Annotated in this window: 20 protein-coding genes and 1 tRNA gene; 9 read left to right on the forward strand and 12 right to left on the reverse strand. The window is 56.4% G+C overall.

All coding sequences use genetic code 11. The features are described 5' to 3' along the window. The first annotated feature begins 69 nt into the window (after nt 1–69). Together mltC and SK50_RS20670 are read left to right on the forward strand one after the other, a co-directional pair. Nucleotides 70–1,146, forward strand: coding sequence for a membrane-bound lytic murein transglycosylase MltC (gene mltC / locus SK50_RS20665; protein WP_017382930.1), 1,077 nt, complete (start codon nt 70–72; stop codon nt 1,144–1,146). A gap of 283 nt (nt 1,147–1,429) precedes the next feature. Further along, the gene (locus tag SK50_RS20670) at nt 1,430–2,686 is read left to right on the forward strand and encodes a nucleoside permease (protein WP_015571846.1); all 1,257 of its coding nucleotides are present in this window, start codon (nt 1,430–1,432) and stop codon (nt 2,684–2,686) included. A 79-nt stretch (nt 2,687–2,765) separates the two neighbouring features. On the opposite strand, the gene citG is transcribed toward SK50_RS20670, so the two are convergent. The 8 genes from citG to SK50_RS20710 are packed head-to-tail and all read right to left on the reverse strand — an operon-like array spanning nt 2,766 to nt 10,077. Then, a complete protein-coding gene (gene citG, locus SK50_RS20675) occupies nt 2,766–3,569 on the reverse strand; it encodes a triphosphoribosyl-dephospho-CoA synthase CitG (RefSeq protein WP_023304409.1) in 804 nt (267 codons plus the stop codon). Beyond that, nucleotides 3,547–4,086: a citrate lyase holo-[acyl-carrier protein] synthase gene (gene citX / locus SK50_RS20680; protein ID WP_022651835.1), complete on the reverse strand. Its 540-nt coding sequence runs from the start codon at nt 4,084–4,086 to the stop codon at nt 3,547–3,549. The genes citG and citX overlap by 23 nt, the downstream gene beginning before the upstream one ends. After that, nucleotides 4,083–5,606 carry a citrate lyase subunit alpha gene (citF, locus tag SK50_RS20685; protein ID WP_048229884.1) on the reverse strand — a complete coding sequence of 508 codons (1,524 nt, stop codon included), beginning with the start codon at nt 5,604–5,606 and terminating at the stop codon, nt 4,083–4,085. The genes citX and citF overlap by 4 nt, the downstream gene beginning before the upstream one ends. A 10-nt stretch (nt 5,607–5,616) precedes the next feature. Continuing rightward, nucleotides 5,617–6,492, reverse strand: coding sequence for a citrate (pro-3S)-lyase subunit beta (gene citE, locus SK50_RS20690; RefSeq protein WP_023304411.1), 876 nt, complete (start codon nt 6,490–6,492; stop codon nt 5,617–5,619). Beyond that, nucleotides 6,489–6,782 (reverse strand): citrate lyase acyl carrier protein, encoded by a 294-nt coding sequence (gene citD, locus SK50_RS20695; protein ID WP_017382935.1) that lies wholly within the window; start codon nt 6,780–6,782, stop codon nt 6,489–6,491. Before citD ends, citE begins: the two co-directional genes overlap by 4 nt. A 16-nt stretch (nt 6,783–6,798) precedes the next feature. Beyond that, nucleotides 6,799–7,821, reverse strand: a complete 1,023-nt coding sequence (gene citC, locus SK50_RS20700; RefSeq protein ID WP_045343984.1) for a [citrate (pro-3S)-lyase] ligase — start codon at nt 7,819–7,821, stop codon at nt 6,799–6,801. A gap of 13 nt (nt 7,822–7,834) precedes the next feature. Next, nucleotides 7,835–8,698, reverse strand: coding sequence for a fumarylacetoacetate hydrolase family protein (locus tag SK50_RS20705; protein WP_015571851.1), 864 nt, complete (start codon nt 8,696–8,698; stop codon nt 7,835–7,837). A 17-nt stretch (nt 8,699–8,715) separates the two neighbouring features. Beyond that, a complete protein-coding gene (locus SK50_RS20710; protein ID WP_015571852.1) occupies nt 8,716–10,077 on the reverse strand; it encodes a 2-hydroxycarboxylate transporter family protein in 1,362 nt (453 codons plus the stop codon). 345 nt (nt 10,078–10,422) lie between these two features. Here SK50_RS20710 and SK50_RS20715 point away from each other — a divergent pair, with 345 nt between their 5' ends. Together SK50_RS20715 and SK50_RS20720 are read left to right on the forward strand one after the other, a co-directional pair. Continuing rightward, entirely contained in the window at nt 10,423–12,060 is a 1,638-nt protein-coding gene (locus tag SK50_RS20715) for an ATP-binding protein (protein ID WP_048229886.1), read from the forward strand. Then, the gene (locus SK50_RS20720; protein WP_015571854.1) at nt 12,050–12,742 is read left to right on the forward strand and encodes a response regulator; all 693 of its coding nucleotides are present in this window, start codon (nt 12,050–12,052) and stop codon (nt 12,740–12,742) included. The genes SK50_RS20715 and SK50_RS20720 overlap by 11 nt, the downstream gene beginning before the upstream one ends. 75 nt (nt 12,743–12,817) lie before the next feature. Here the strand turns inward: SK50_RS20720 and SK50_RS20725 are convergent, their stop codons facing one another. Continuing rightward, a complete protein-coding gene (locus tag SK50_RS20725) occupies nt 12,818–14,956 on the reverse strand; it encodes an ornithine decarboxylase (protein WP_026094258.1) in 2,139 nt (712 codons plus the stop codon). Between the two features lie 181 nt (nt 14,957–15,137). On the opposite strand from SK50_RS20725, the gene SK50_RS20730 reads away from it, so the two are divergent. Then, a complete protein-coding gene (locus SK50_RS20730) occupies nt 15,138–15,851 on the forward strand; it encodes a DUF554 domain-containing protein (protein WP_017692680.1) in 714 nt (237 codons plus the stop codon). 95 nt (nt 15,852–15,946) lie between these two features. Continuing rightward, a tRNA-Phe gene (locus SK50_RS20735) sits at nt 15,947–16,022 on the forward strand. 76 nt (nt 16,023–16,098) lie between these two features. Here SK50_RS20735 and SK50_RS20740 read toward each other — a convergent pair. Continuing rightward, nucleotides 16,099–17,883: a hybrid sensor histidine kinase/response regulator gene (locus SK50_RS20740; protein WP_032671993.1), complete on the reverse strand. Its 1,785-nt coding sequence runs from the start codon at nt 17,881–17,883 to the stop codon at nt 16,099–16,101. Beyond that, complete coding sequence (locus tag SK50_RS20745; protein ID WP_017382736.1) at nt 17,880–18,512, reverse strand: LuxR C-terminal-related transcriptional regulator; 633 nt, start codon at nt 18,510–18,512, stop codon at nt 17,880–17,882. The genes SK50_RS20740 and SK50_RS20745 overlap by 4 nt, the downstream gene beginning before the upstream one ends. 175 nt (nt 18,513–18,687) lie before the next feature. Between SK50_RS20745 and SK50_RS20750 the strand changes: the two genes are divergently transcribed. Next, nucleotides 18,688–19,002 (forward strand): lipoprotein, encoded by a 315-nt coding sequence (locus tag SK50_RS20750; RefSeq protein WP_017382737.1) that lies wholly within the window; start codon nt 18,688–18,690, stop codon nt 19,000–19,002. A gap of 116 nt (nt 19,003–19,118) precedes the next feature. Beyond that, nucleotides 19,119–22,151, forward strand: coding sequence for an autotransporter outer membrane beta-barrel domain-containing protein (locus SK50_RS20755; protein ID WP_045343986.1), 3,033 nt, complete (start codon nt 19,119–19,121; stop codon nt 22,149–22,151). Nucleotides 22,152–22,212: 61 nt separating this feature from the next. Here SK50_RS20755 and SK50_RS20760 read toward each other — a convergent pair whose 3' ends face one another. Continuing rightward, a complete protein-coding gene (locus tag SK50_RS20760) occupies nt 22,213–22,740 on the reverse strand; it encodes a helix-turn-helix transcriptional regulator (RefSeq protein ID WP_045324834.1) in 528 nt (175 codons plus the stop codon). 668 nt (nt 22,741–23,408) lie between these two features. Between SK50_RS20760 and pgaA the strand changes: the two genes are divergently transcribed. Continuing rightward, nucleotides 23,409–25,847 carry a poly-beta-1,6 N-acetyl-D-glucosamine export porin PgaA gene (gene pgaA, locus SK50_RS20765; RefSeq protein ID WP_048229888.1) on the forward strand — a complete coding sequence of 813 codons (2,439 nt, stop codon included), beginning with the start codon at nt 23,409–23,411 and terminating at the stop codon, nt 25,845–25,847. Nucleotides 25,848–25,854 lie beyond the last annotated feature (7 nt).

Below are 25,854 nucleotides of genomic sequence, written 5' to 3' on the forward strand. Positions count from 1 at the left end.
GGCCGGGTAAGCGCAGCGCCACCCGGCAACAGCAACCCCAAAGCAAACACAACACGCACTCCCGGAATGATGAAAAAACTTTTAGCGCTAGCCCTTGTTGCGCCGTTGCTTGTGTCTTGTTCTTCCAAAAAAGGCGATGAATACAACGAAGCCTGGGTAAAGGACACCAACGGTTTTGACATTTTGATGGGGCAGTTTGCCCACAACATCGAGAACATATGGGGATTTAACGAAGTTCTTATTGCCGGACCGAAGGACTACGTTAAGTACACTGACGCCTATCAGACCCGTAGCCACATCAACTTCGATGACGGTACGATTACGGTTGAAACCATCGCAGGGACTGAACCTGCGGCGCATTTACGTCAGGCCATCATCAAAACCCTGCTGATGGGCGACGATCCGGGGTCTATCGACCTCTACTCTGATGCCGATGACATCACCATCTCCAAAGAGCCGTTTCTGTATGGCCAGGTCGTTGACCAGACCGGTCAGCCGATCCGCTGGGAAGGCCGCGCCACGAAATTTGCCGACTACCTGCTGCAAACGCGCCTGAAAAGCCGCACCAACGGCCTGAAAGTGATCTACAGCGTCACGATCAACCTGGTGCCGAACCACCTCGACAAGCGTGCGCATAAGTATCTGGGCATGGTGCGTCAGGCGTCGCGTAAGTATGGCGTGGATGAGTCGCTGATCCTGGCGATTATGCAGACCGAGTCCTCGTTCAACCCCTACGCGGTAAGCCGTTCCGACGCGCTGGGGCTGATGCAGGTTGTACAGCACAGCGCCGGTAAAGACGTGTTCCGCGCACAGGGGAAATCCGGCACGCCGAGCCGCAGCTACCTGTTCGATCCGCAAAGCAACATTGATACCGGTACGGCCTACCTGGCGATGCTGAACAATGTCTACCTGGGCGGGATTGATAACCCAACCTCACGCCGCTATGCGGTGATCACCGCCTATAACGGCGGGGCGGGCAGCGTGCTGCGCGTCTTCTCAAATGACAAAGTGCAGGCCGCGAACATCATCAACAGCATGGCGCCGGGGGATGTCTACTCAACCCTCACCACCCGCCACCCGTCTGCGGAATCACGCCGCTATCTGTATAAGGTGAATACGGCGCAGAAGAACTACCGTCGCCGCTAGAAAACTACCCCTCACCCTGCCCTCTCCCAGAGGGAGAGGGTATTCAAGTTCCCTCTCCCTCTGGGAGAGGGTTAGGGTGAGGGGACATCAGACCGCACCCATCTCATCCCACCCATACGAAAATGCTATTTGCATCACAATCCAGACTGCAAATTAATGTGGATTGCATTTTTTTGCGGGAGGTAACAAAACATATCGTTGCCAACTGATAGAATTGCATCAAATAACAACCCTGAATGTTCCCAAAACAACATATCTCCCGCTCACTTGTGAGGAAAGTAACATGAACCTTAAGCTGCAGCTTAAAATCTTGTCGTTTCTGCAGTTCTGCCTGTGGGGTAGCTGGCTGACTACACTCGGCTCCTATATGTTTGTGACGCTCAAGTTCGATGGTGCGTCGATCGGTGCCGTTTACAGCTCGCTGGGTATTGCGGCTGTCTTCATGCCAACGCTGCTCGGTATCGTGGCGGATAAATGGCTAAGCGCGAAATGGCTGTATATGCTTTGCCACCTGGTGGGTGCGGGGACGCTGTTTATGGCGGCCGAAGTGACCACGCCGGGGGCGATGTTCATGGTGATCCTGCTTAACTCGCTGGCCTATATGCCAACGCTTGGCCTGATCAACACCATCTCCTACTATCGCCTGAAATCTGCCGGTCTGGATATCGTCACCGACTTCCCGCCAATCCGTATCTGGGGCACCATCGGCTTTATCATGGCGATGTGGGGCGTGAGCTTCGCGGGCTTCGAGCTGAGCCATATGCAGCTCTACATCGGCGCGGCGCTCTCCGTACTGCTGGCGCTGTTCACCCTGACACTGCCCACCATTCCGGTATCTAATCAGCAGAAAAACCAGAGCTGGAGCACCATGCTTGGCCTGGACGCCTTCGCACTGTTTAAAAACAAGCGCATGGCGATCTTCTTTATCTTCTCCATGCTGCTGGGCGCGGAACTGCAAATCACCAACATGTTCGGTAATACCTTCCTGCACAGCTTCGATAACGATCCGCTGTTTGCCGGGAGCTTTATCGTCGAACACGCGTCGGTGATGATGTCCATCTCGCAGATCTCCGAGACGCTGTTCATCCTGACCATCCCGTTCTTCCTGAGCCGCTACGGTATCAAGAACGTCATGCTGATCAGTATCGCCGCCTGGATGTTGCGCTTCGGTCTGTTCGCCTATGGCGACCCGAGCGCGTTCGGCACCGTGCTGCTGGTTCTGTCGATGATTGTTTACGGCTGTGCCTTCGACTTCTTCAACATCTCCGGCTCGGTGTTTGTGGAAAAAGAGGTGAAGCCTGAAATCCGCGCCAGTGCGCAGGGCATGTTCCTGATGATGACCAACGGCTTCGGCTGTATTCTGGGCGGCGTGGTGAGCGGCAAAGTGGTTGAGATGTATACCACTAACGGCATCACCAACTGGCAACCAGTGTGGCTGATCTTCGCCGGGTACTCGCTGGTGCTGTTCTTCGCGTTCATCGCGCTGTTCAAGTACAAGCACGTGCGCGAGCCGCACGGTGCGCAGCCGATCGCGCATTGATTGTTGTGCCCGGTGGCGCTGCGCTTACCGGGCCTGGAAAACCAGACCGTAGGCCGGGTAAGGCGTAGCCGCCACCCGGCTATTTTATTCCAGAAAGCACCCACCCCACCGACAGCAAATCCGCGCTGCCGCCCGGGCTCAGGTTGCGTTCAATCAATGCCTTATCCATCTTCAGCAACGCCTCGCAGTCCCAGCCGTTAGCCAGCAGTTCCCGCGCGTAGCCCTGAACGTAGCGCAGCCCCTCAATGCCGCCGCGCGAAACGAGATTGCTGTCCTGATTTACCGCCATCAGGCGCAACAGCAGGCCGTGAAGCGACTGACCGTTCCACGCATCCAAAGCCTTACGCACCGTGGCAAAGCCGCTTTCTGCCTCGCCACGCGCGCCGGTTAAACCGTACAGCTGAAACTGCCGCTCCCCCGCCGTTGCCTGCCCACTGCGCCCGGCCAGCTCCCTCGCCACCAGCCCATGACAGATGTTACTTACCTCACAACAGAGGCTATCCGCAGAGATATTTTTCACACGCCCGGCGGCGAAGCAGAGCAAACCGAGGGCAAAAATCCCGCCCTTGTGGGTATTTACCCCGCCCGTGGCGGCGTACATTGCCTGCTCGCAGGCCATTCCCATTGGGCGAAGAATCCGCAACTGCCGATCGGCAGGTTTGGCCGCATGTGCTTCACCCAGTTCCGCAAACCGGGCAAACCACGGCGTAATCGCCATAATGCTGCGGACAAACAAGGCATGGTCCATATCGCGATGGGAGCCGTTATTGAGCCTGTCCACCAGCCCCGGTTTTGGCGTCAGCTCCAGCTCCTGCCACAGCGCCGCTTCGGCAAGCGCAGGGAGATCAACCGGGCGCGGTTCAGTCGCGAGCAAACCAGTCATCGATCATCTTCTCCACGCGGGAAACCACCTGCTCAGCGGGGTGATTGCGCGAACGGGAACAGGCGTGGGCGGGCTCGTCACAGATCAGGCAGCGTCTGAGATTCGCCCCCAGCGACTGACGCCCGACGTGGCCGTTTTCAGGGCAGATCACATCCAGATCCCACAGCCTGCCGAGTGGGTGCGTCTGCTCCAGTTCTGCACAGTGCGCCTTAATTTCCGCCGCCGGATGCGCGATGCACCACAAGGCTTCAGGTCCGGTGGGTAGCCACAGCACCTTACGGTCCAGCACCTGCCAGCGGTTTTCCCACAGCAGCTGGTCGCACATTTGCAGCGCCACGCCCATGGTGTTGCGATAGCGAAGGCTGTCTTTGATTTCCCCGGGCGTAACCAGCGTGAGGGAGATCACCGGTTGTTGATAGTGCGCAAGCATGTCAGCCTGGCGCGCTGCGCGGCGCTCTTTCGCCGCCAGCAGTTCGTCCAGGCTGACACCCGTCCGCACGGGTGTCGCAATAGTCACACTTCCTCCTTTACCTGTCGAACGGTGTCGATCACGCTGCCGTCGCGGTAGCGGATCACCCCGACGATTTTGTCGGTGAACTCAATCGGTTTCGGTACGCCTGTCAACGAAATCGCTCGCTCATACAGCGCGTTGATATCTACAACCTTCATCCCTGCTTCCATAAGTCGTTCGCGGATCTCCGGGCGCGCCGGGTTGACCGCAATACCGTGGTCGGTGACCAGCACGTCAATGCTCTCCCCCGGCGTGAGGCGGGTGGTAACGCGCTTCACGACGGTCGGGATGCGGCTTCGCAGCAGCGGCGCGACCACAATGGTCAGGTTGGCTGCCGCCGCCACGTCGCAGTGTCCGCCGGATGCGCCACGCATCACGCCATCGGAGCCGGTGATGACATTGACGTTAAAGTCGACGTCGATTTCCAGGGCGCTGAGGATCACCACGTCGAGCTGGTCGCAGCTTGCCGCCTTGCTGCCGGGGTTGGCGTAGACGTTGGTGGAGATCTCCACGTGGTTCGGGTTGCGCGCCAGCGAGGCCGCTGCCTGGCCGTCAAAGCACTGGGTGTCGAGCAGCTTTTCGATGAGCCCCTTCTCGTGCAGATCCACCAGGCTGCCGGTGATGCCGCCAAGGGCGAAGCGCGCCTTCACGCCGCCGCGCTCCATCTTCTCTTCCATAAAACGGGTGCAGGCGGTGGCCGCTGCACCGGAGCCGGTCTGCATCGAGAAGCCTGGTTTGAAATAGCCAGAGTGTTCAATCACGTCCGCCGCATAGCGGGCGATCATCAGCTCGCGCGGGTTGCTGGTGACGCGCGCCGCGCCGACGCTGATTTTCGCCGGGTCGCCCACGCTCTCCACCTGCACGATGTAGTCCACCTGATCCTGCACCAGGCTGGCGGGCATATTGGGGAATGGCACCAGCGCTTCGGTCAGCAGCACCACCTTACGGGCAAAGTGCGCATCCACCATGGCGTAGCCCAGCGAGCCGCAGCAGGATTTGCCGTGCGTCCCGTTGGCGTTGCCAAACTCATCGCTGCACGGCACGCCGAGAAACGCCACGTCGATATTCAGCTCGCCGTCCTGGAGCAGCTTCACGCGCCCGCCGTGGGAGTGAATTTGCACCGGCTCGTCCATCAGCCCGTGGGAGATGGCATCCGCCAGCCTGCCGCGCATGCCGGAGGTGTAAATCCGGGTGATGACGCCACTCTCGATATGCTCGATCAGCGCGTCGTTGCAGGTCATCAGCGAGCTGGAAGCCAGGGTCAGATTTTTGAAGCCCATCCGCGCCAGCAGCGCCACGACGGTGTTGATCACCCGGTCGCCTTCGCGAAAGGCATGGTGGAAGGAGATGGTCATCCCGTCCTGCAAGCCGCTGCGCTTAACCGCCTCTTCAATTGAGGCGCAGAGCTTGCGGCTGTGCTTCGCCTCGCTGTCCGCCAGCCACGGCGTCGCGCTGTGGGCGGTATCAAAGGGTTTCAGATCCCGCAGATGGGGGAAATTTACATGGAGAAGTTCTGTCTGATTCATTATGTCATCCTTACCGACGCACGCCAGAGGCCGCCGCGCGCTCCAGCACCACCTGCGCGTGGTTAATAATCGGTGCATCCACCATTTTTCCGTTGAGCGACACCACGCCCAGGCCGTTACGCTCGCCCTCTTCTGCCGCCTCAATCACCCTTTTGGCGTGATCCACCTCTTCCTGAGTCGGGGCGTAGGCGTTGTGCAGCAGGTCTATCTGGCGCGGGTTAATCAGCGATTTGCCGTTGAAGCCCATCTTGCGGATCAGGTCGACCTCGCGCAGGAACCCGGCTTCGTCGTTAACGTCGGACCACACCACGTCGAAGGCGTCGATACCGGCGGCGCGTGCGGCGTGCAGCACGGCGCAGCGGGCATAGAACAGCTCGGTGCCGTCGCCGCGCTCGGTCTGCATGTCCATCACGTAGTCAAAGGCGGCCAGCGCGATGCCGATCAGGCGCGGGGAGCTGCGGGCAATCGCCACGGTGTTGATGACGCCAATGGCCGATTCAATCGCCGCCATCACGCGGGTGGAACCCACATCACGCCCGCACTCCTTCTCGATACGCTCGAGGTGGCCTTCCAGCTCGTAAATATCGTCCGGGGTGTCGGTTTTCGGCAGGCGAATCACGTCCACGCCCGCGCGCACGGCGGCCTCCAGATCCAGCAGACCAAACGGCGTGCTCAGCGGGTTAATGCGCACCACGGTTTCGATATCCTGATACATTGGGTGCTGCAACGCGTGGAACACCAGCATGCGTGCGGTGTCTTTCTCGCGCAGGGCCACGGCGTCCTCAAGGTCAAACATGATGGAGTCGGGGCGGTAGATAAAGGCGGTAGAGAGCATGGCGGCATTGGCGCCTGGCAGGAACAGCATACTGCGGCGGAGTTTGCTCATTTCAGCGCCCCCCAGTTGATGGCCTGTTCATCGGCGGCACGCAGAAGCGCGCTTTGCAGGCGAGCGCGGATCACACAGTCCAGCGCCCCTTTGTCTTCAATAATGATTAATCCCTGGTGCACGTTCATGGCGCGCAATGTGTCGTTGACCACCTGGCGTATTTGCTCGCCAAACTGCTTAATCACTTCACTGTGGATGACAATCTCCAGCTCACCGTGAGCGGGGGCGATTTTCACCATCAGGTCGCTGGACTCCTGCGTTCCGGCCAGCGCCTCCCTTACAATATTCATGATAAATTCCTGATAGTTATGCGACTTCCGCACTCGCACGATAATGTGCTTCGAGGTGCGCGAAGGTGGAGTCCGGGACAATCTCCCGGATCCGGGAAAACTGCTGTGTCTTGAGTAAACGGCGCACTTCCGAGGCCGAAATGGCGTTGCCGGTGGCTTTGATGCGCGGCATCTCCACCACGTCGATGTGCGAGGCCAGCAGGTCGTGCAGCGTCTGGTTGTATTGCCGCGTGATGTCGCAGAACGGCTCCGAGCCGATGAAGCGGTGCGTGATGCCCAGCGCCGGGGCGATATAGTCCCGGAAGATCAGCACGTCGATCTCGCTCCACGCCTGCTGCACTTTGCCGGTCTCCTTCAGGAAGTAGGCCGGGAAGGTGGCGCGGGAGATGATGTACTGCGAGCCTTCATGCACCACCACGTTCGGCAGATGCGCCACGCCCGCACGCACCATCTCAATGCGCGCGCTGAACGGGAAGAACGAGGCGTCTTCACGCACCACAAACAGATGCAGGGCATCGCACTGCGTCGCCGCCTGCTCCACCAGATGACGATGGCCGAGGGTGAAGGGATTGGCGTTCATCACGATCGCGCCCGTTTTTTCCCCACACCGGCGCTTCGCGCGCAGGGATCGGCAGTAGCGCGCGATCCCCTGCGGAGTGTTCTCCATTAGCACCGCGTTGTTCCCGCTCTGGGCAATCGGCCAGAAACCGCTGCGGCCAAAGCGCTCCTTATTGCACGGACGGGTGCAGAGGAAGAGGTGAAAATGGCCGCGCTCCAGCGCCGCGTTTTCCACCTCTGCCAGCAGACGCGCGCTGAGGTTTTCCCCACGAAGCTGCTCGTTGACCGCCACGCATTTGATGACGTTGGCAGCCAGCCCGGCGCAACCCACCAGCTGCGCGCCGGACCAGGTTTCGACAAACAGCGTGATGTCGTTGTCCAGGCCAAGGCCGCTGTCTGCCAGCAGGTAGCGGATCTGGCTTAAGCGTTCCGGGTGTTTCGCCACAACGGTGTGCCGAAAATCAATGGGTTGCGATTGCATGCTGCCGCCTTACTCAGTGCGCTGCCGCGAGCCCGACGGCTGGCGCTTCCACGATCACGTTGCTCAGATGACCGATATGCTCGATCTCCACCTCAATGCGATCCCCCTCCTTCATAAACAGCGGCGGGTTGCGCTTTTTACCCACGCCACCAGGCGAGCCGGTGATGATCACGTCGCCCGGGCTGAGACGGGTGAAGGTGCTGATATACTCGATCAGTTCCGCCACCTTGTGGATCATGCTGCTGGTGTTGTCCTCCTGCACCATGCGGCCGTTCAGCCAGGTGCGGATCGCCAGGCTGTGCGGGTCCGGGATCTCATCCGCCGTCGCCATCCACGGGCCGAACGCCCCGGTCTGCCGCCAGTTTTTCCCGGCGGTGAACCAGGTGTGCTGCCAGTCGCGGGCGGAGCCGTCCATGTAACAGCTGTAGCCCGCCACGTGGCGCAGGGCGTCGTCGCGGCTGATGTTCTCCCCGCCTTTGCCGATGATCACAGCCAGCTCGCCTTCGTAGTCGAACTCGCTGGAGTGGCGCGGCTTCAGCACCGGCTCGTTGTGGCCGGTCTGTGAGTCCGGGAAGCGGACAAACAGCGTCGGGGCCGGGTTGTGCTGGTCAAACTCCTTGCGCTTGTCGGCATAGTTCATGCCCACGCAGAGGATTTTTTCCGGCTGGACAATCACCGGTAAGAAGGTGATGGCGTTCAGCGGTACATCCACCGCGTCGTTCAGAAAACGGGTGGCCTGCGCTAGCCCGTTCCCCTGCAACAGCGCTTTAAGGTCGCCATAGCGGTCGCCCAGGCGGCGGCCCAAATCAATCACGCCTTCGGCCTGTACGATGCCGTAGCTGCGTTTTCCCTGGTATAAAAAGCTTGCGAGTTTCATTGTTCTTTCCTGAAAACTTAAACGAGGAAGTTGCCCAGAATCAGCAGTGAGACAGAGACGTTAATCGCGCCGCCGATACGGGTAGCAATCTGGGCGAATGGCATCAGGCTCATGCGGTTGCCTGCGGTCAGGATCGCCACGTCACCGGTGCCACCCTGCCCGCTCTGACAGCAGGAGACGATGGCGACATCAATCGGGTGCATACCAATCTTTTTGCCAACGAAGAATCCGGTCGCCACCAGCGCGGAAACGGTGCTGACAATCACCAGCAGGTTGCTGACGGTGAACGCCGCCACCAGTTCATGCCATGGGGTAATCGCCACGCCGACAGCGAAGAGGATTGGGTAGGTCACGGAGGTCTGGAAGAATTTGTACACCACCTGGGAACCCTCCAGCAGACGCGGAGAGGCGCCGTTGCAGAGCTTCACCAGCACCGCCATAAACAACATGCCCACCGGCGCTGGCAGACCAATCAGCTTGTGACCGAGCATGCCCAGCATGTACAGCAGCACCGCCAGCAACGCGCCCGAGGCGATTGTCGTCACGTCCGCTTTGCCGGAGAACGCAGGTTGGGAAACAGTGGCATCAGCGTTGGCGCGATTCGGCATCAGCTGGCCTTCACCGGTCAGGTGCGGGTAGCGTTTACCGAGCTGGTTGAGGCAACCGGAGATAATGATCGCCGTCAGGCCGCCGAGCATCACCATCGGCAGCACGCGGCCGAGCGCCACGCCCTGATCCATATGCAGCAGGGTGGCATAGCCGATAGAGAGCGGGATCGCCCCTTCCCCGACGCCGCCCGCCATGATCGGCAGAATGATAAAGAAGAAGATCTGGAACGGCTCGAGGCCCAGCGCCAGCCCAACACCCATGCCGACAATCATGCCGACGATTTCACCGCACAGCATCGGGAAGAAGATGCGCAGGAAGCCCTGGATCAGCACGGTGCGGTTCATACTCATGATGCTGCCGACGATAATGCAGCAGATATAGAGGTAGAGAATATTGGTGGATTTATAGAATTTGGTCGTGGACTCAACCACCACGTCCGGCAGCAGGCCGTAATAGACCAGCGCGGAAGGGATAAAGGTGGCGCAAATTGCCGCCGCGCCGAGCTTGCCGACAATCGGCAGGCGTTTGCCGAACTCACCGCAGGCAAAGCCGAAGAAGGCCAGCGTGGCCACCATGACCACAATGTCGCTCGGCAGTTTTCCGCCCAGGCAATCAATCGCAATCAGCGCGCCCGCCAGAACGAACAGCGGCAGAGGAATAATGCCGATTTTCCAGGTATCCATAATATGCCACCAGCGCTCTTTGAGCGATGGCCGCTGAATATCAATCGGGTCGTGGGTAACAGAGAATGAATCGTCAGTTGTGCTCATAATAAGCCCCTTAGTTATTTTGTGCGTTCAGCTTAGAGTCACAAAGGCTTACTTTATGTGAGGGATGGCATATTAAAAGCGAAGTTTTAATGGACGCTATGGTTTTAATGGTTTCTTTTATTTAATGTGATTTACGCCTTATTTATTGCCGTGGTTTTTATGGTTTCTTTTCTTAACTGAACAAAGAAATAACATTTATTCATTTAACCTTAAGAGGATGAGACTTTCGGAAAAATCTTTTACAGGCTGCGCTGTGCAAGGGATCACAAGTTTTCGGCAAAGCGGGCATCCTGGCCTTAAAAGATGACATATTCAGCCGACCTGTTGATATCTCGCGTGATAGTTATGAAAGTATCGTTTCAGATCAAGCTGTTTATTTCGCTGGTCGCCTTTTTCTCAGTGCTGTTCGCATTACTGGGCGGATATTATTATGTCGATGTCGGCAGGCAGCTTTATCAGGAAATGAGCGCGCGCGCAAAAATACAGGCCGAAGAAATTGCGCTTATTCCTACCCTGCGAAAAGAAGTCGAACAAAAGGATATCCTGGGTATCCATGACTTTATGCAGAAAATAGCCGCCCGCAGCGACGCCAGTTTTATTGTGATTGGTGACAATAAGGGGCTGCATCTTTTCCACTCCGTGTTTGCCGACCGGGTAGGCAAAACGCTGGTTGGCGGAGATAACGACGAGGTATTACACGGCAAAAGCACCATCACCATCCGCAAGGGCGGGTTAGGCATTTCGCTGCGCAGCAAAGCGCCCATTTTTAATGATGCCGGGCAGGTGGTGGGGATTGTTTCGGTAGGCTATCTCACGAGCTATCTGGACACCATCACCGTCAACAAGGTGGTTAATATCCTGATTGCCGCCGTGCTGCTGCTTATCGCCCTGTTTATTTTCTCCTGGTTCTTCACCCGCAGCATCAAGAAGCAGATATTCTCTCTGGAGCCGCGCGAAATCGGCCTGCTGGTGCGCCAGCAAAAGGCGATGATGGAATCCATTTATGAAGGGGTGATTGCCATCGACGACGATCTCCGCATTGAGGTGATCAACCAGGCGGCGCGTAAATTATTAGACTTACCCCAGCCCGCCCGCGAACTGCGAGGTCAACTCATCAGCCAGGTGATCGCGCCCGTCCCGTTCTTCAACGCGCAAACCATGCTTGCGAAAGACACCCACGATGAGATCTGTCGCTTTAACGATCTCACGGTCATTGCCAGCCGGGTGCGGATCATGCTGGAAGATGCGTTGCAGGGCTGGGTGATCACCTTTCGCGATCGCAACGAGATCGACTCGCTCAGCGCCCAGCTCAGCCAGGTGAAGCGCTACGTTGATAACCTGCGCATCATGCGCCATGAACAGCTGAACCGCATGACTACGCTGTCCGGCCTGCTGCATATGGGCCGTTATGACGAAGCGATTCGCTACATACAGGCGCAGTCGGAACACGCTCAGGAGCTGCTGGACTTTATCTCGTCCCGCTTTAGCTCTCCGACGCTGTGTGGTTTGCTGCTTGGAAAGGCCGCCCGCGCGCGTGAAAAAGGCGTTGAGCTGAGTTTCGACCCGGCCTGCCGGGTGGATAAACCGTTCCTGCCGCTGCTCGAATCGGAACTTATCTCGATCATCGGGAACTTGCTGGATAACGCCATTGAAGCGACCCAGCGTGCACCGCTCCCGCATGCCCCGGTGGACGTGCTGATAAAGCTGAACGAGCAGGAACTGATTATTGAAGTCGCCGACCAGGGCGTCGGCATCACACCGGAGATCCGCGACCGGATCTTTGAGCGCGGCATCACCACCAAAACGCGCGGCGATCATGGTATTGGCCTGTATCTGATTGAAAGCTATGTCACACAGGCTGGCGGTGCAATTGAAGTTGCCGATAACACCCCACGCGGTGCCATTTTCTCACTGTTTATTCCCGCCACGGGAACGGCCCGGCACCCCGTACAGGAACTGGAAGATACCGACTATGCAACATGAACTTATCGACGTACTGATTGTTGAAGACGAGAACGAACTGGCGCAACTGCACGCGGAGCTTATCGGTAAACATCCGCGCCTGAGGCTGGTGGGGATTGCCGCGTCGCTGGCCGACGCGCAGGTACAACTGGAGAGCAAACAGCCGAAGCTGATGCTGCTGGATAACTACCTGCCGGACGGCAAAGGCATCACCCTTATCAGCAACCCGATGCTCACCCGCGCCAACTGCTCGGTGATTTTCATCACCGCCGCCAGCGATATGGACACCTGTAGCCAGGCAATTCGTAACGGCGCGTTCGACTACATCCTCAAGCCGGTTTCCTGGAAGCGCCTGAGCCAGTCGCTGGAACGTTTTGTGCAGTTTGCCGAACAGCAGCGCGTCTGGAAGATCGTCGACCAGCAGAACGTCGATTCACTCTATCAGTTGCAGGCGAAAAACTATCGCCTGGACAACGGCAGCAAAGGGATAGAGGAGAACACGCTGGCGCGGGTGCAAATGCTGTTTAACAATAAGGCGGCGCACTGTTTTACGGTGGATGAGGTGGTGAGCGAGACGGGCCTGAGTAAAACCACCACCCGGCGCTATCTGGAACACTGCGTGGAGGTGGGTTTTCTGACGGTGGAGATGCTGTACGGGAAGATTGGGCATCCGAGAAGGATGTACCGCCGCGCAGAAGCCTGACGCAGTATTGTAGGCCCGGTAAGCTTGCGCCGCCGGGCACTCGCCGGGTGGCGCTAACGCTTACCCGGCCTACGTTCAGACATTCAATACGTATCCATACAGCCGCTTAATCCCGTCCGCATCTTTCTCGCTGTAAACGCCCTGCAACTCTGGCGAGAAACCCGGCAGCATATTAATGCCCTCTTCCAGCGCCAGGAAATAGCGCTGTACTGCTCCACCCCAGACTTCCCCGGGCACCACACACAGCACACCCGGCGGGTATGGCAGCGCACCTTCGGCGGCAATGCGTCCTTCGGCGTCACGAATACGCACCAGTTCGACGTTCCCGCGAATGTACTCCTGGTTGGCATCCTGCGGGTTCATCACCACGGCAGGCAGGCTCTCCTGACGGAACATCGCCTTCTGTAAATCCTTCACGTTAAAGCTGACGTAGAGATCGTGCATCTCCTGGCACAGCTGACGGATCGTGTAGTCGCGGTAACGCACCGGGTATTTCTGATAGATGGTCGGAAGCACATCCGCGAGCGGTGTGTCGTCTTCAATATGCTGTTCAAACTGCCCCAGCATTGCCACGAGCTGCATTAGCTTCTCCGCGCTCTCGGCTGGCGTCAGCAGGAACAGGATGGAGTTGAGATCGCACTTCTCCGGCACAATGCCGTTCTCGCGCAGGTAGTGGGCGAGAATGGTCGCAGGAATGCCGAAATCGGTATAGTGACCTGTTTCAGCATCAATGCCCGGCGTGGTCAGCAGCAGCTTGCACGGATCGACGAAATACTGCTCGCGGGCATAGCCTTCAAAACCGTGCCATTTTGCACCCGGTTCAAAACTAAAGAAGCGACGCTCGCTGGCGATAGCCTGTGTGGGGTGATCCTGCCATGGCCGCCCCGCCACCACCGGCGGGATAAACGGTTTGATCATATTGCAGTTGGCGATGATGGCCTTGCGTGCTTCAATGCCCAGCTCGACGCACTCCGCCCACAGCCTGCGTCCGCTCTCGCCCTCGTGGATCTTGGCGTTCACGTCCAGCGCAGCAAACAGCGGGTAAAACGGGCTGGTGGAGGCATGCAGCATGAACGCATTGTTCAACCGCTTGTGCGGGCAGAAGCGCGACTGACCGCGAATATGGTTATCCTTTTTATGGATCTGCGACGTTTGCGAGAACCCGGCCTGCTGCTTGTGGACCGACTGGGTCACGAAAATTCCCGGATCGTTCTCGTTCAGTTCCAGCAGAAGCGGAGACGTTTCCGCCATCATCGGGATAAATTGCTCGTAGCCGACCCAGGCGGAGTCAAAGAGGATGTAGTCGCAAAGGTGACCGATCTTGTCTATCACCTGACGGGCGTTGTAGATCGTGCCATCGTAGGTGCCGAGCTGAATGATCGCCAGGCGGAACGGGCGCGCCTCGGCGGCTTTCTGCGGCGCGACGTCACGGATCAGTTCCCGCAGCCAGGCCTCATCAAAGCAGTGCTCATCAATCCCGCCGATAAAACCAAACGGATTACGGGCTGCCTCAAGATAGACAGGCGTTGCCCCGGCCTGGATCAGCGCCCCATGATGGTTGGACTTGTGGTTGTTGCGGTCGAACAGTACCAGGTCGCCGCGGGTCAGCAGCGCGTTGGTCACCACCTTGTTGGCCGCCGACGTGCCGTTCAGCACGAAGTAGGTTTTGTCCGCGTTGAATACTTTCGCCGCGAACTTTTGCGCGTGCTTGGCGGAGCCTTCGTGGATCAGCAGATCGCCCAGCTTAACGTCGGCGTTGCACATGTCGGCGCGAAAAACGTTCTCACCGAAGAAATCATAGAACTGCCGCCCCGCCGGGTGTTTTTTGAAAAAGGCACCGTGCTGGTGACCCGGACAGGCAAAGGTGCTGTTTCCCATCGCCACATACTGGCTCAGGGTGTCAAAAAAGGGTGGCAGCAGGTTCTCTTCATACCGGCAGGCGGCAGATTCCAGTTCCAGCAATTCCTGTGCTTTACCTGAGATGATCGCCGTGACACCCTCTGGCACCTCTCCTGGCTCTGTTGAGAACATAAATACCGGTAGCTGAAAGCCCGTACGCTTCAGCAACGCGAGAATGCCGCTGTAGCTTTCAACAACCGTAATGACGACTGCCGCCACATCGGTGAAATCGGTGTTATCCAGCATAACTTTTTCGCGATGCGTAGAAACTTTGGATACCAGCTCACGGCTGACGGCAATTTTCATGGTTTTCATAGGCGCAAATACCCTCACCGAACGGCGAGACAGGAAGGAGAAAATTCGCGCAATCATGTCACCTTTTATTTTCAGGTGCAAGAAGGAATCAGTATGCGTTACGCCTCCCAAAGCTAAGCGTAATCAGGGACGAACGTGCCATAATCATGCAATGCCAGTGCTTAAATAACAGGAGTTAAACGTGGTAATTGGACCCTTTATCAATGCGGGAGCCGTATTGCTGGGCGGTGTACTTGGGGCAGTATTAAGTCAGCGCCTGCCGGAGCGTATTCGCGTCTCCATGCCTTCTATTTTTGGCCTGGCGTCGTTAGGGATTGGTATCCTTTTAGTGGTGAAATGCGCCAACCTGCCGGTGATGGTACTGGCGACGCTGCTCGGCGCGCTCATCGGCGAGTTTTGCTATCTGGAAAAAGGTATTAATCACGCAGTAGGCAAAGCCAAAAATCTGATTGCCCGACCAGGCAAGGCAAAGCATGGCACACACGAGTCGTTTATTCAGAACTACGTTGCGATCATTATTCTGTTCTGCGCCAGCGGCACGGGGATATTCGGTTCGATGCAGGAAGGGATGACCGGCGATCCCAGCATATTGATTGCGAAAGCGTTTCTGGATTTCTTTACTGCCACCATTTTTGCCACCACCCTCGGCATCGCCGTCGCCGCGATTTGTGTGCCTATGTTGCTTATTCAGCTGGCGCTGGCCACCTGCGCCACGCTGATCCTGCCGCTGACAACGCCAGCGATGATGGCAGACTTTACCGCCGTCGGCGGCCTGTTGCTGCTGGCGACAGGGCTGCGCATCTGTGGCATTAAGATGTTTGCAGTGGTGAACATGCTCCCTGCCCTGCTGCTCGCGATGCCGCTTTCCGCGCTCTGGACGCGCTTTTTCGCTTAAGTTTGCGACGAAATGGTGAGAGAGTGTGCAGTCTGCACCGAAAGCAACAAATTTCGTTGACGCCGGAGGGAGGATCGGGTTTAATGCGCCCCGTTGCCCGGATAGCTCAGTCGGTAGAGCAGGGGATTGAAAATCCCCGTGTCCTTGGTTCGATTCCGAGTCCGGGCACCAAATTTATATTAACGGACCTCCACGGAGGTCCGTTTTTGCATTATGAACCCGCCAGAATCGACACTTCTGCATTCCCTTAATGACATCCCGACCACTGCGTCAGCAGCGCATGCAGTTTAGCCGGCTCCAGAGGCTTGCGGAGCACCAGGTACCCCTCCTGCTCCGCCTCCAGCAGAACCGGAGAATTAAATTCGCCGCTGACTATCGCGCCGCTCATATCCGGCAGACGTTCAAAAAGCGCTTTCAGGATATCGAAGCCGCTTTCGCCCGATCGCAGACGCTGGTCGCACAGCACGGCGAACGGCGTAAAGCCGTCGTCGATTATGGCAAACGCTTCTTCAGCCGAGGCCGCACAGCGTACGTCGATTCCCCAGACGCTCATCAGGCTCTCCCAGGCAGACGTCACCAGCGGGTCGTCATCAACGACCAGGCAGGAACCGTGCAGCGGCGCATAGCGTACCGGCGTGGCGGTGTTGTCAGCGGCGGGCGGGGTGTCCAGCACGCTGTCTTCGCCAGCATATTGGATAAAGCGCATCCAGAAGCGTGAGCCTTTACCTTCAATGGATTGCATTCCGTATTTCACCTTCATCAGCTTGGCACAACGGGCAACGACGGCCAGTCCCAGCCCGTGCCCGGCGCTGTCGATCTTCCATGCCAGCTCGGGGCGGTAGTAAGGTGAGAAGATTTTGCCCTTCTCTTCATCGGCGATACCGACTCCCGTGTCCCACACCTCCACCATACACTCGTCACCGCGCGGTCGGATGGCGACCAGCACCCCGCCCTGGAGCGTGTAGCGAAGGGCGTTTTGAATCAGGTTAATCAGGGACTGTCGCACCAGCAGCGGATCGCCCATCACGTCGATACGGCGTTTAGGCCGCCGGATACACAGCCTAAGCGCGCGGCTGTTGGCCTCTTCACGAAACAGCGTGATGACCGAGTCGAGCAGAGCACCGATATCCACTTTGGTCGGGGCAGAGAGGGCATTCCCGGATTCTATTTTGCTCAGATCGAGCAGAGAATTGAGCATTAAATGCACCGAGCGAACGCTCTGCTGAAGGTCAAGGAGTTGCGGCGTCAGGCTGTCGTCCCGGTTTCGGTGGAGGATGGCTTCGATCAGAAAGCCCATTGCGTGTACGGGCTGGCGCAGATCGTGACTGGCGGTGGTCAGAAACTGATTTTTATCCAGCAGTGCCTGCTCCGCGTCCTCTTTGGCCTGACGAAACTGTTCCGCAAGGCGTGAGCTTTTTTCCTCAAGCAGCGCTTGCTGAATAAAGAACGCATGGGAAGTTAACGCATGGCGGTAAATCGCGAAGCCGTAAAGCAGATTCAGCATGAGCACGATGAACATCAACTCATCCAGCCGCCAGATAATACCGAGGTTCAGCACCCCCCAGGAGGCGAAGAAAAAACGCGTAAAGGTACTGATGACAGGCGTCAGATGCGTCGCATTGGCGGCGACGATGGCGGCAATGCTGATATTAAGTAACAGGAAAAAGTCAAAATTCTGCGTCTGTGGCGTAATTAAATAGAGTGATGAAATTCCCAGCCCGTGAATAAAGGCAATATTATTAATACGCGGAAGCCAGCGTCGCAGAACGTCCCTTTCACCGTTTTCTTTCGCTTCACGCTGATAGCGTCGGTGCAATATTCGTATCGCCACGGCACATAGCAGATAAATAATTATCCAGATAATCGTTGGGCCGAGGTCGTCCCCAAGCATATAAATCCAGATGGCGAAAGGAATACCAACAAAGGGCACTGCACTAAAGCTAAATACCAGCCGCAGAAAGGTGTTGTTTAGCAAACGGATCTGCGCCGGAGGAGAGATACCATCATTTTGTAAGCTCTGAAAAAACCTCATTCCGACGGTTCCTGCTTGCCATGCAGAAGCGTGATGGCTTCGACCCGGCTGTTAACGCCTATCTTTTTCAATATATTGCTGATGTGTTCTTTGACCGTGGGCTCAGAAATTGAAAGCTGGGCGGCGATGCGTTTATTTGGCAGGCCGCGCATAATCATATTTAACACGTCTATTTGTCGCGGCGTTAAGTTAAATTTACTTAACTTCTCATTATTCGTCTTAACGGAAATTTCGTTTCCCTCAGGAAACCATGTCTGATTATCAGTGAGTGCGAAAACGGCCCGCGAGAACATCTCAGGTGGCTCGCTTTTCAATACAAAACCGTGTCCCCCGGCGGCATTAACTTTGCGCCAGATATCATTATTGTCATCCCCGCTGACCACCAGGAGTCGTACCTGTGGGTAAAGTTGCTTTACTTCTTTGAGTAATTTCAGGGCCGTTCCGGAAGAGAGCCAAAAATCGATTACCAGCAAACGTGGCGGGCCATGATCCCTAATTTGGCGGTAGCAATCATCCTCATTCGTCACCACACACGCCTGCTTAAAATGGCAATGTGTAATCAGAAAATTGGCGATGCCGCTTGCTACCAATGGATGGTCATCAACGACTAACGCATAATTCTGTCCCAAAGGAGCCTCCTTTTACCTTCGCATATCTTAGAGTACAGATGAATTATTATCTACCCACCCTACTTTAGGAGGGTTTTTTCGATTAGGAAAGAGAAATATATTATTCGCTGATTTGGGTAAAAGAAAACATAAATACAATCAGTGAAATTAACTGGTTGGATATCAAGGATAATTTATGAAAAAACCACTCATCGTTTTAACCGTTACGTTGATGCTAGCCGGTTGTTCCACGTTGAAAACCGATCAGGCTATTCCACTCCTACAGGCGGAGACCGCTAAAATGCTGGGACTGGGCTCATCGGATGAAATAACCGTATCCAACGTTAATGGCGCCCAGCCGGACGCACTGGGAGGACAAAAACTCTCTTATCGCGCCACGACAGAAAAAGGGCGTATTTTCGATTGTTCATCGATGATGATGCCGGGAATTTTAGGATCTGCACCGACACTGAGCGCGCCAACCTGTACACCAGTTGTCACACATAAATAATTAGCACCGCATTAAAAGGCGTACTGAAATAACGCCTTTTACGTTATCTGACGTATCTGAGTTTTCATATAAAAACGATGTTCCTGACATCATGCTAATGAGTACGGAGATAGCCCGTGAATAACTCTACATCACATTCTTTAGCGGTTAAGACACCGCTTTCCAGACTTTACCTCGCTCTATTTTCCGCGCCGCTGTTACTTTTTTTACCTGCCGATGTCGCGCGTGCAGCCGATGCCTTTTTTGATGGCGAGTCGCGTATTACCGAAACGCTGGGTTACACCGGAGATGTTTATGTTGGACGTAACCAACGCGGAAACCTGCTGATCGATAATGGCAAAATCACCGCCTATAACATCAATATCGGTCGGCTGTTCGACGGCAAAATTTATGAAAGCGTGGTCACGGTCCGTGGGCCAGACGCTGAGCTTAACGCGGTGAACGATCGGTACGTCCTTCGCGGCGACCTGAATCTTGGCCTCGGCACCCTGCGAGTCGAAGAGGGCGCGCTGGCGAGCGCAAAGGAGATCGTTGTCGGCACCACCCGCGGCTACGACAGCCACCTAATCGCCACGGGTGCCGGCTCTCGTGTGACCAGTAATTTTCTCAGTGTAGGCACCGATCTGGGCGCACGCTCCACGCTTGCGATTGAAGACGGCGCGTCGCTCAGCACCGCTTACGATGCGCGCATCGGCAACGGTACCGGGCCGGGTGAAACCGACACGCTGAGCCCGAAAGCCACCGTCACGGGGAGCGGGTCACAGTGGAACGTTGGCCGTACGTTGACGCTATATGGCGACCTGGATGTGCTGAACGGCGGAACGGTTAACGTTGGCGGCGTGCAGGTGGCGGGCGTCTCCGGCGCAGGGAAAACTGCCGAACTGGTTATTGCAGGCAAGGACTCGCGCTTTACCAGCGGCAGCAGCGTGAGCGTGGGCGATTACGGCAATGGCGTGCTGTCTGTGATTGACGGCGGTTCATTTTCCGCTGGCAGCAATGCGCTGATCGTGGGGACATCGGGTTCCGGCTCGAACCGGGGTGCGCTCATCATCGGCAGCCGCGGCAATATGGACACCGGCACGGGTTTAACTGAGCCAACGCTTGGCACGGCGGGCGGCGCAGGTACCCTCGATGCGAAGACGGCAATCAGCCTTCGTGGCGGACTGTTCGGCAGCTATGTCTACTTCAACCATACCGACGGAAATTACCTCTTCAGCAACACGATGAGCGGTGAAGGTGATGTGATCAACACCTCCGGGCAGACGACGCTGAACGGCGATCTTTCGGCACTCAAGGCGAACGTAACCGCGCGGGGCGGTAAAGTCATCCTTGCCAGCAATATTAATACCCAGCCAGAAGACGATATCTTTGACGTCCAGACCCTTAGCGCGGAGAACGGCGGCACGTTGATCCTCAATGCGACGGCGGGTTCAGACGTCAGCAACGGGGTGGGTTACAGCAGCGCCGCGTCAATCAAGTCCGGCGGAACGCTGGGCGGCAACGGGACGCTGGGCCAGACCGAGATCCTGTCCGGCGGACATATCTCGCCCGGCGACGGCAATATCGGTACGTTGACGCTGAAACGCTATCTGAACTTTATCGGCGAATCCTTCTATGACGTCGATATCGCAGGAGATGGCCGCAGCGACCAGCTACTGGTATCGGGCAAAACCACCATCAGCAATCAGGCTAAGGTACAGGTCACCGCGCTGGATCCGCAAACCAGCTATAAAACGGGCCAAAGCTACCGCATTTTGACCTCCGACGGGGGAATCGACGGTGAGTTCGCCGGAGCGATCTCCAAATCCGCATTCCTCGACGTGGCGCTTAAGCAAAGCACCAATGCCGTCGATCTGACCATCGCGCAGAAAGAGACCGGTGGCGAGAATCCTGGAGGAGAAAACCCCGGAGGCGAAAACCCTGGCGGTGAGAATCCTGGCGGTGAAAACCCCGGAGGCGAAAATCCTGGTGGTGAAAACCCGGGCGGTGAGAATCCTGGCGGTGAAAACCCGGGCAGCGGCAAGCCGGGCATTTTCCAGACCGTGGCCCAAAGCAGCAACCAGTGGAATACCGCTGGCGCGCTCTCCACGCTGACGCAAAGCGGCCCGTCGCTGGCGCTGTATAACTCGCTGCTTCTGCTAAGCGCACCGGAAGCGCGCGAGGCGTTCAACCAGCTTTCTGGTGAAGTTTATCCGTCAATGCAGTCCAACCTGATCGCTGGCAGCACGCAGGTGTTTAACGTGTTAAACCAGCGGATGCAGCGCGCGTTTGATAACGACAGCCTGCCGATACCACCGTTAGCCATGTCGCTGGTGCAGCAGCCGGAGCCGCAAAACAATGGCGTCTGGGGCCAGACCTTCAGCTCCTGGAGCCGAAACAGCGGCGACGGTAACGTGGGCAAGCTGGACGGCAACACCACCGGCTTCCTGCTGGGGGCAGATCGCAAACTGGCGGACCATAACGTGCGTGTCGGCGGCTACTTCGGCTACAGCCGGGGTGATTATGACGTCGACAGCCGTCGCTCCTCAACGGATACCGACAACTATCACCTTGGTCTGTATGCGGCGGGTCAACAGGATGCGTTCTCCCTTCGCGGCGCGCTGGGTTACACCTGGCACAAGATCGAAGGCGAGCGCAATGTTGATTTCAGCGGCTTCTCGGATCGGCTGAAGTCAGATTACGACGCGAACTCCCTGCTGGCGTTCACCGAAGCGGGCTACCGTTTCGGCCAGCCAGACAGGAATATTGAGCCGTTCGTCAATTTATCGTACATCCGGCTGCATACCGACAGCTTCAGGGAAGACGGCGGTGCCGCTGCGCTGAGCGTCCGTAACGAAACGATGAACACCTTCTATACGACACTCGGGTTGCGCGGTGTGACCGAGTTGCCGAAGCACGTTAACCTCTACGGTTCGTTGGGCTGGCAGCACGCCTATGGCGATAAGAATACCTCTTCGCGCATGGCGTTTGCGGGCAGCGACGCGTTCATTACTCAGGGACAGGCCGTGGATGAGGATGTGATGGTCGGTGATATCGGCGTGAGCGTACAGCTGTCGCGTGCTGCGACGCTGGATGTGGGTTACCAGGGACAATATGGTGCGGATACCCGCGTCAACTCTGTTAACGCCAATCTGCGCTGGTCGTTCTGAATTATTTCCATTAAAAGAACCCGCCCTCGTGGCGGGTTTCTGCTTTTGGCTTCTGACGAAGCTAGGGATCGTTCCCAACCACGTCCAGCAGTTTGTTTTTAAAGATAAACAAACACGCCTCGTTGAAGTTACCTGCTCCTAACCGCTCCGACAGCACCGTTCGCTTGCGATAGAGGCTTTTAACCGACATATTCAGCTTATCTGCAATCTCTTCCATTGACCTCCCTGCCTTCAGCAACCTGATCATTATCGCTTCGTGTCGACTCAGCCGTAAGTTAAGCAGCCATTTGGTTGTCAGACGCCTGCCTTTCATATCAAGCACCAGATTGAATAACGACGCCATATCCGGAGCCGTAAGCGACGTGTTCATAAACAGCTTCATACTGAGAAGATCCTCCTCTCGAGGACGCATATCCAGCATAACGCAGCAGATCGTTTTTCTCGTTCTGGCCGGATGGCGTATCAGGTAATCATATAAACGGAGCGGCGTACGGCTATCAATCAGTACAGTATATTCATTTGCGTCGGTATCAAATATGTTTCTGTCTATCGAACTGAGGCAAATTATATCCGGGAAAAATAGCCGCATCCCCCTGACAAGGAAACAATCCTGAGTCACTAACACTATTGAAGTCGCCACTAACCATCCCTTTTAGATTAAAGCAAGCCCGCCTCTTAAGAAACAAGAACGCTTTCGTTTATAGCGTTTTACATTAACGGCAAATGTTTTCTGGCTTTGATCATCCCTCAATATGACATTGGTGAGCTAGACTTTTTGTAGACTATCACTCAATGCCTAGCGTTAATTATAAATAAAAAAGAATTTCAGAAAAGTCACTTCTCTGAACATTAAGAATTTTTGTCATGAAACTTCCCAAACATGCACCAGAAAGTACTTTAATTAACTCAGCAGAATTTCATTTCTAATATAAAAAAACAGGAAGCAGCAAAAGAAAAAACATTTAACATCAATCAGTTAAAAAGAACAATCCTGCACTGAATTATCTAAAAAACTTACTTCTTCCAGAATTACCTCAAAACCTCCCAGCCGCTTTTCAACTTATTTATCCCCCAACATATCGGGTGTACATTAAGCCCAATCAGACCACTGAGATGAGGGCTCATAATTACCTTTAAGTAAGTACCCCATAACGTAGCATCATTCAGATTTAATGTTCTCCTTTATGCCCTTTAACACAGAGTTAAAAGGCGGCCGTGTTATGCAATGGATTCACGATAAACAAATGGCAAATAGATATGGAAAGATCGCTTAGCTTCACTACGTTATTCTTTTATCGCACCACAATATTATTGCTCCTGCTTTTACTCTTTCCTGTTCTGGTTCAGGCTGATGAATCCGTTTATGAGCATCAGATACAACAGGCACGTAACGGTAATTACGCTCTGTTTCTTGATTACCTACAGCGCTATGAGCAACAGCATGCTTTAACACCCGGACAGGTTGCGGACTGGTTACAGGTAGCCTCCTGGGCAGGACGCGATGATGAGGTTATCCGGGTCTGGCAGCGTTATGGTATTTATATGCCGCTGCCCGCTCGCGCCATCGCTGCTGTCGCCCAGTCCAGAAGAAACCAAAAAGCCTGGCCATCCGCCTTATCGCTGTGGAAAGAGGCGCTCAGCCTTGCGCCAGATAACGACGATTACCGCATCGGCTATGTTAAGACCCTGGCCGATGCCCGCAGAGATCGCCTCGCGCTTTCGGAAGCCCGGCAGCTGGTTAAGGACGATCCTTCTCCCGCGCACCTTGAGACGCTCTCCTATGTCTGGATGCGCCAGGGAAAAAACGGGGACCGGCTGCTGGCGGACATGCGTGCACTGAACGCCGCTCCCGAGAATAATGCCCTTCTTCGCGAGACGATCGATGCGTTAACGGAAAACCGGGTAAGCACGCCTGCACTCTGGCTGTCGCAAAGCGCGGCGATGTCTCCCGCGGAGCGCCGCCGCCTTGAGCGTAACGCCGCGGCTGAAAGGGTACGCCTGGCGGATGTGCCTGGCAGAACGGAGAAAGAGCGCCTGCGGCTGGCACAAAACGCGTTAGATCGCTATCACACCCTGCTTTCCCGCTGGCAAAACGAACCGCAGGCGGCTGAAGACGTCGTCCTTGCCCGTATCGATCGGCTTGGCGCCCTGTATGCGCAGGGTAATTACCGGCAGGTCATTAGCGAATATGAGGCGTTGACGGCCGCACAGCATCCGGTACCGGACTGGGCCATCGGCTGGGTGATCTCGGCATATTTGCAGGAGAAAAACACCGTCGCCGCCTTCTCGCTTGTGCAACGCTATCCACACTACGCCTCCGATCCGCAGGATGAGGAGCATGCGCTTTTCTACGCCTGGCTGGATACGGGGCAGTATCAGACCGCCCGCCGCTACGTTGAGCGCGAGACCCGCAGCGTTCCCTGGACCCGCTACGATTTCGGATCCCCGACCGCTCAGCCGAACGATCGGTGGCTCACCGGACAGTCTCTCAAACTTAACTATTTGCTGGCGACCAACGCCCTGCCGGAGGCCGAAAAGCTGTCGTATCGTCTGGCATCAACGGCGCCGGGAAATCAGGGGTTACAGATTGATTATGCCGCCCTGCTTCAGGCCAGAGGCCTGCCGCGCGCGGCCGAGCAAAAGCTTAAACGAGCAGAGGCGCTTGAACCCGCGAATCTGGAGCTTGAAAAACAGCAGGCTTACGTCGCAATGGACCTTCAGGAGTGGCGTCAGATGGATTTACTGGCTGATGACGTGATTGCTCGCGCCCCCGCCGATCGCAGCGCCCGTCGCCTGGACAGGCTCAGAGCGGTCCACCACATGTCTGAGCTGCGTCTGAACGCGGGTAAAGGATTGCACTCAGATAACCCCGTCAGCGGTAGCCACGACATGAGCTGGGACGCCACGCTCTATGGCCCGCCCGTGGCGGATAACTGGCGGCTGTTTGCCGGCGCCCGCTATGCCCAGGGGAATTTCGACGAAGGTAAAGGCATCAGCCACCACCTGTTGGGCGGCGTTGAGTGGCGCCCACGTGACCTCACGCTCGAAGCCGAGCTCTCCAGCAACCGCTATCACGGCACAAACAGGCCGGGCGCACGGCTCTCAACAACCTACAGCCTGAGTGATAACTGGCAGGTCAGCGGTAACCTCGAACACTTGTCACGTGCGACACCCTTACGGGCATTACGCAATGGGATCAGCGCCAACCGGGGTGAAGGTGGGGTGCGCTGGTATCAAAACGAGCGACGTGAATACCAGTTCAACGCCGCCGTCAGCCGCTTCTCGGACCACAACCGCCGTCAGGAATACACCCTCTCTGGGAAAGAGCGTCTCTGGCAGACCCCGACCCTGACGCTGGATCTCGAACCGGGGATCGCCGCCAGTAAAAACAGCCTGCGGAATACGCTCTATTACAACCCGGCACGGGATCTGTCCGTGACGGCTGCCCTGTCCGTTGACCATGAGATGTACCGCCACTACGACACCCTCTGGAGCCAGCAGTTCGTGGCAGGAGGGGGCAGCTACTGGCAGAAAAATCAGTCCGCGGGTGCCGTTACCCTGCTGGGTTACGGGCAACGCATCCAGTGGAACAACGTTGTCGATACTGGCGTGATGCTGAACTGGGATAAGCGCCCTTACGACGGCAAACGCGAGAGCAATCTCTCCGTCACGTTAGATGCGACTTTACGCTTTTAAGGATGAA

This window comes from Enterobacter sp. BWH64, assembly GCF_001037645.1.
In the GTDB taxonomy this organism is placed as follows: domain Bacteria; phylum Pseudomonadota; class Gammaproteobacteria; order Enterobacterales; family Enterobacteriaceae; genus Enterobacter; species Enterobacter hormaechei_C.

What these genes read in the sequence shown, in the direction of transcription:
- mltC (WP_017382930.1), top strand. Translation starts at nt 70, where the DNA reads ATGAAAAAACTTTTAGCGCTAGCCCTTGTTGCGCCGTTGCTTGTGTCT.
- SK50_RS20670 (WP_015571846.1), top strand. Translation starts at nt 1,430, where the DNA reads ATGAACCTTAAGCTGCAGCTTAAAATCTTGTCGTTTCTGCAGTTCTGC.
- citG (WP_023304409.1), bottom strand. Translation starts at nt 3,569, where the DNA reads ATGACTGGTTTGCTCGCGACTGAACCGCGCCCGGTTGATCTCCCTGCG.
- citF (WP_048229884.1), bottom strand. Translation starts at nt 5,606, where the DNA reads ATGAATCAGACAGAACTTCTCCATGTAAATTTCCCCCATCTGCGGGAT.
- citE (WP_023304411.1), bottom strand. Translation starts at nt 6,492, where the DNA reads ATGAGCAAACTCCGCCGCAGTATGCTGTTCCTGCCAGGCGCCAATGCC.
- citD (WP_017382935.1), bottom strand. Translation starts at nt 6,782, where the DNA reads ATGAATATTGTAAGGGAGGCGCTGGCCGGAACGCAGGAGTCCAGCGAC.
- citC (WP_045343984.1), bottom strand. Translation starts at nt 7,821, where the DNA reads ATGCAATCGCAACCCATTGATTTTCGGCACACCGTTGTGGCGAAACAC.
- SK50_RS20705 (WP_015571851.1), bottom strand. Translation starts at nt 8,698, where the DNA reads ATGAAACTCGCAAGCTTTTTATACCAGGGAAAACGCAGCTACGGCATC.
- SK50_RS20710 (WP_015571852.1), bottom strand. Translation starts at nt 10,077, where the DNA reads ATGAGCACAACTGACGATTCATTCTCTGTTACCCACGACCCGATTGAT.
- SK50_RS20715 (WP_048229886.1), top strand. Translation starts at nt 10,423, where the DNA reads ATGAAAGTATCGTTTCAGATCAAGCTGTTTATTTCGCTGGTCGCCTTT.
- SK50_RS20720 (WP_015571854.1), top strand. Translation starts at nt 12,050, where the DNA reads ATGCAACATGAACTTATCGACGTACTGATTGTTGAAGACGAGAACGAA.
- SK50_RS20725 (WP_026094258.1), bottom strand. Translation starts at nt 14,956, where the DNA reads ATGAAAACCATGAAAATTGCCGTCAGCCGTGAGCTGGTATCCAAAGTT.
- SK50_RS20740 (WP_032671993.1), bottom strand. Translation starts at nt 17,883, where the DNA reads ATGAGGTTTTTTCAGAGCTTACAAAATGATGGTATCTCTCCTCCGGCG.
- SK50_RS20750 (WP_017382737.1), top strand. Translation starts at nt 18,688, where the DNA reads ATGAAAAAACCACTCATCGTTTTAACCGTTACGTTGATGCTAGCCGGT.
- SK50_RS20760 (WP_045324834.1), bottom strand. Translation starts at nt 22,740, where the DNA reads ATGCGGCTATTTTTCCCGGATATAATTTGCCTCAGTTCGATAGACAGA.
- pgaA (WP_048229888.1), top strand. Translation starts at nt 23,409, where the DNA reads ATGGAAAGATCGCTTAGCTTCACTACGTTATTCTTTTATCGCACCACA.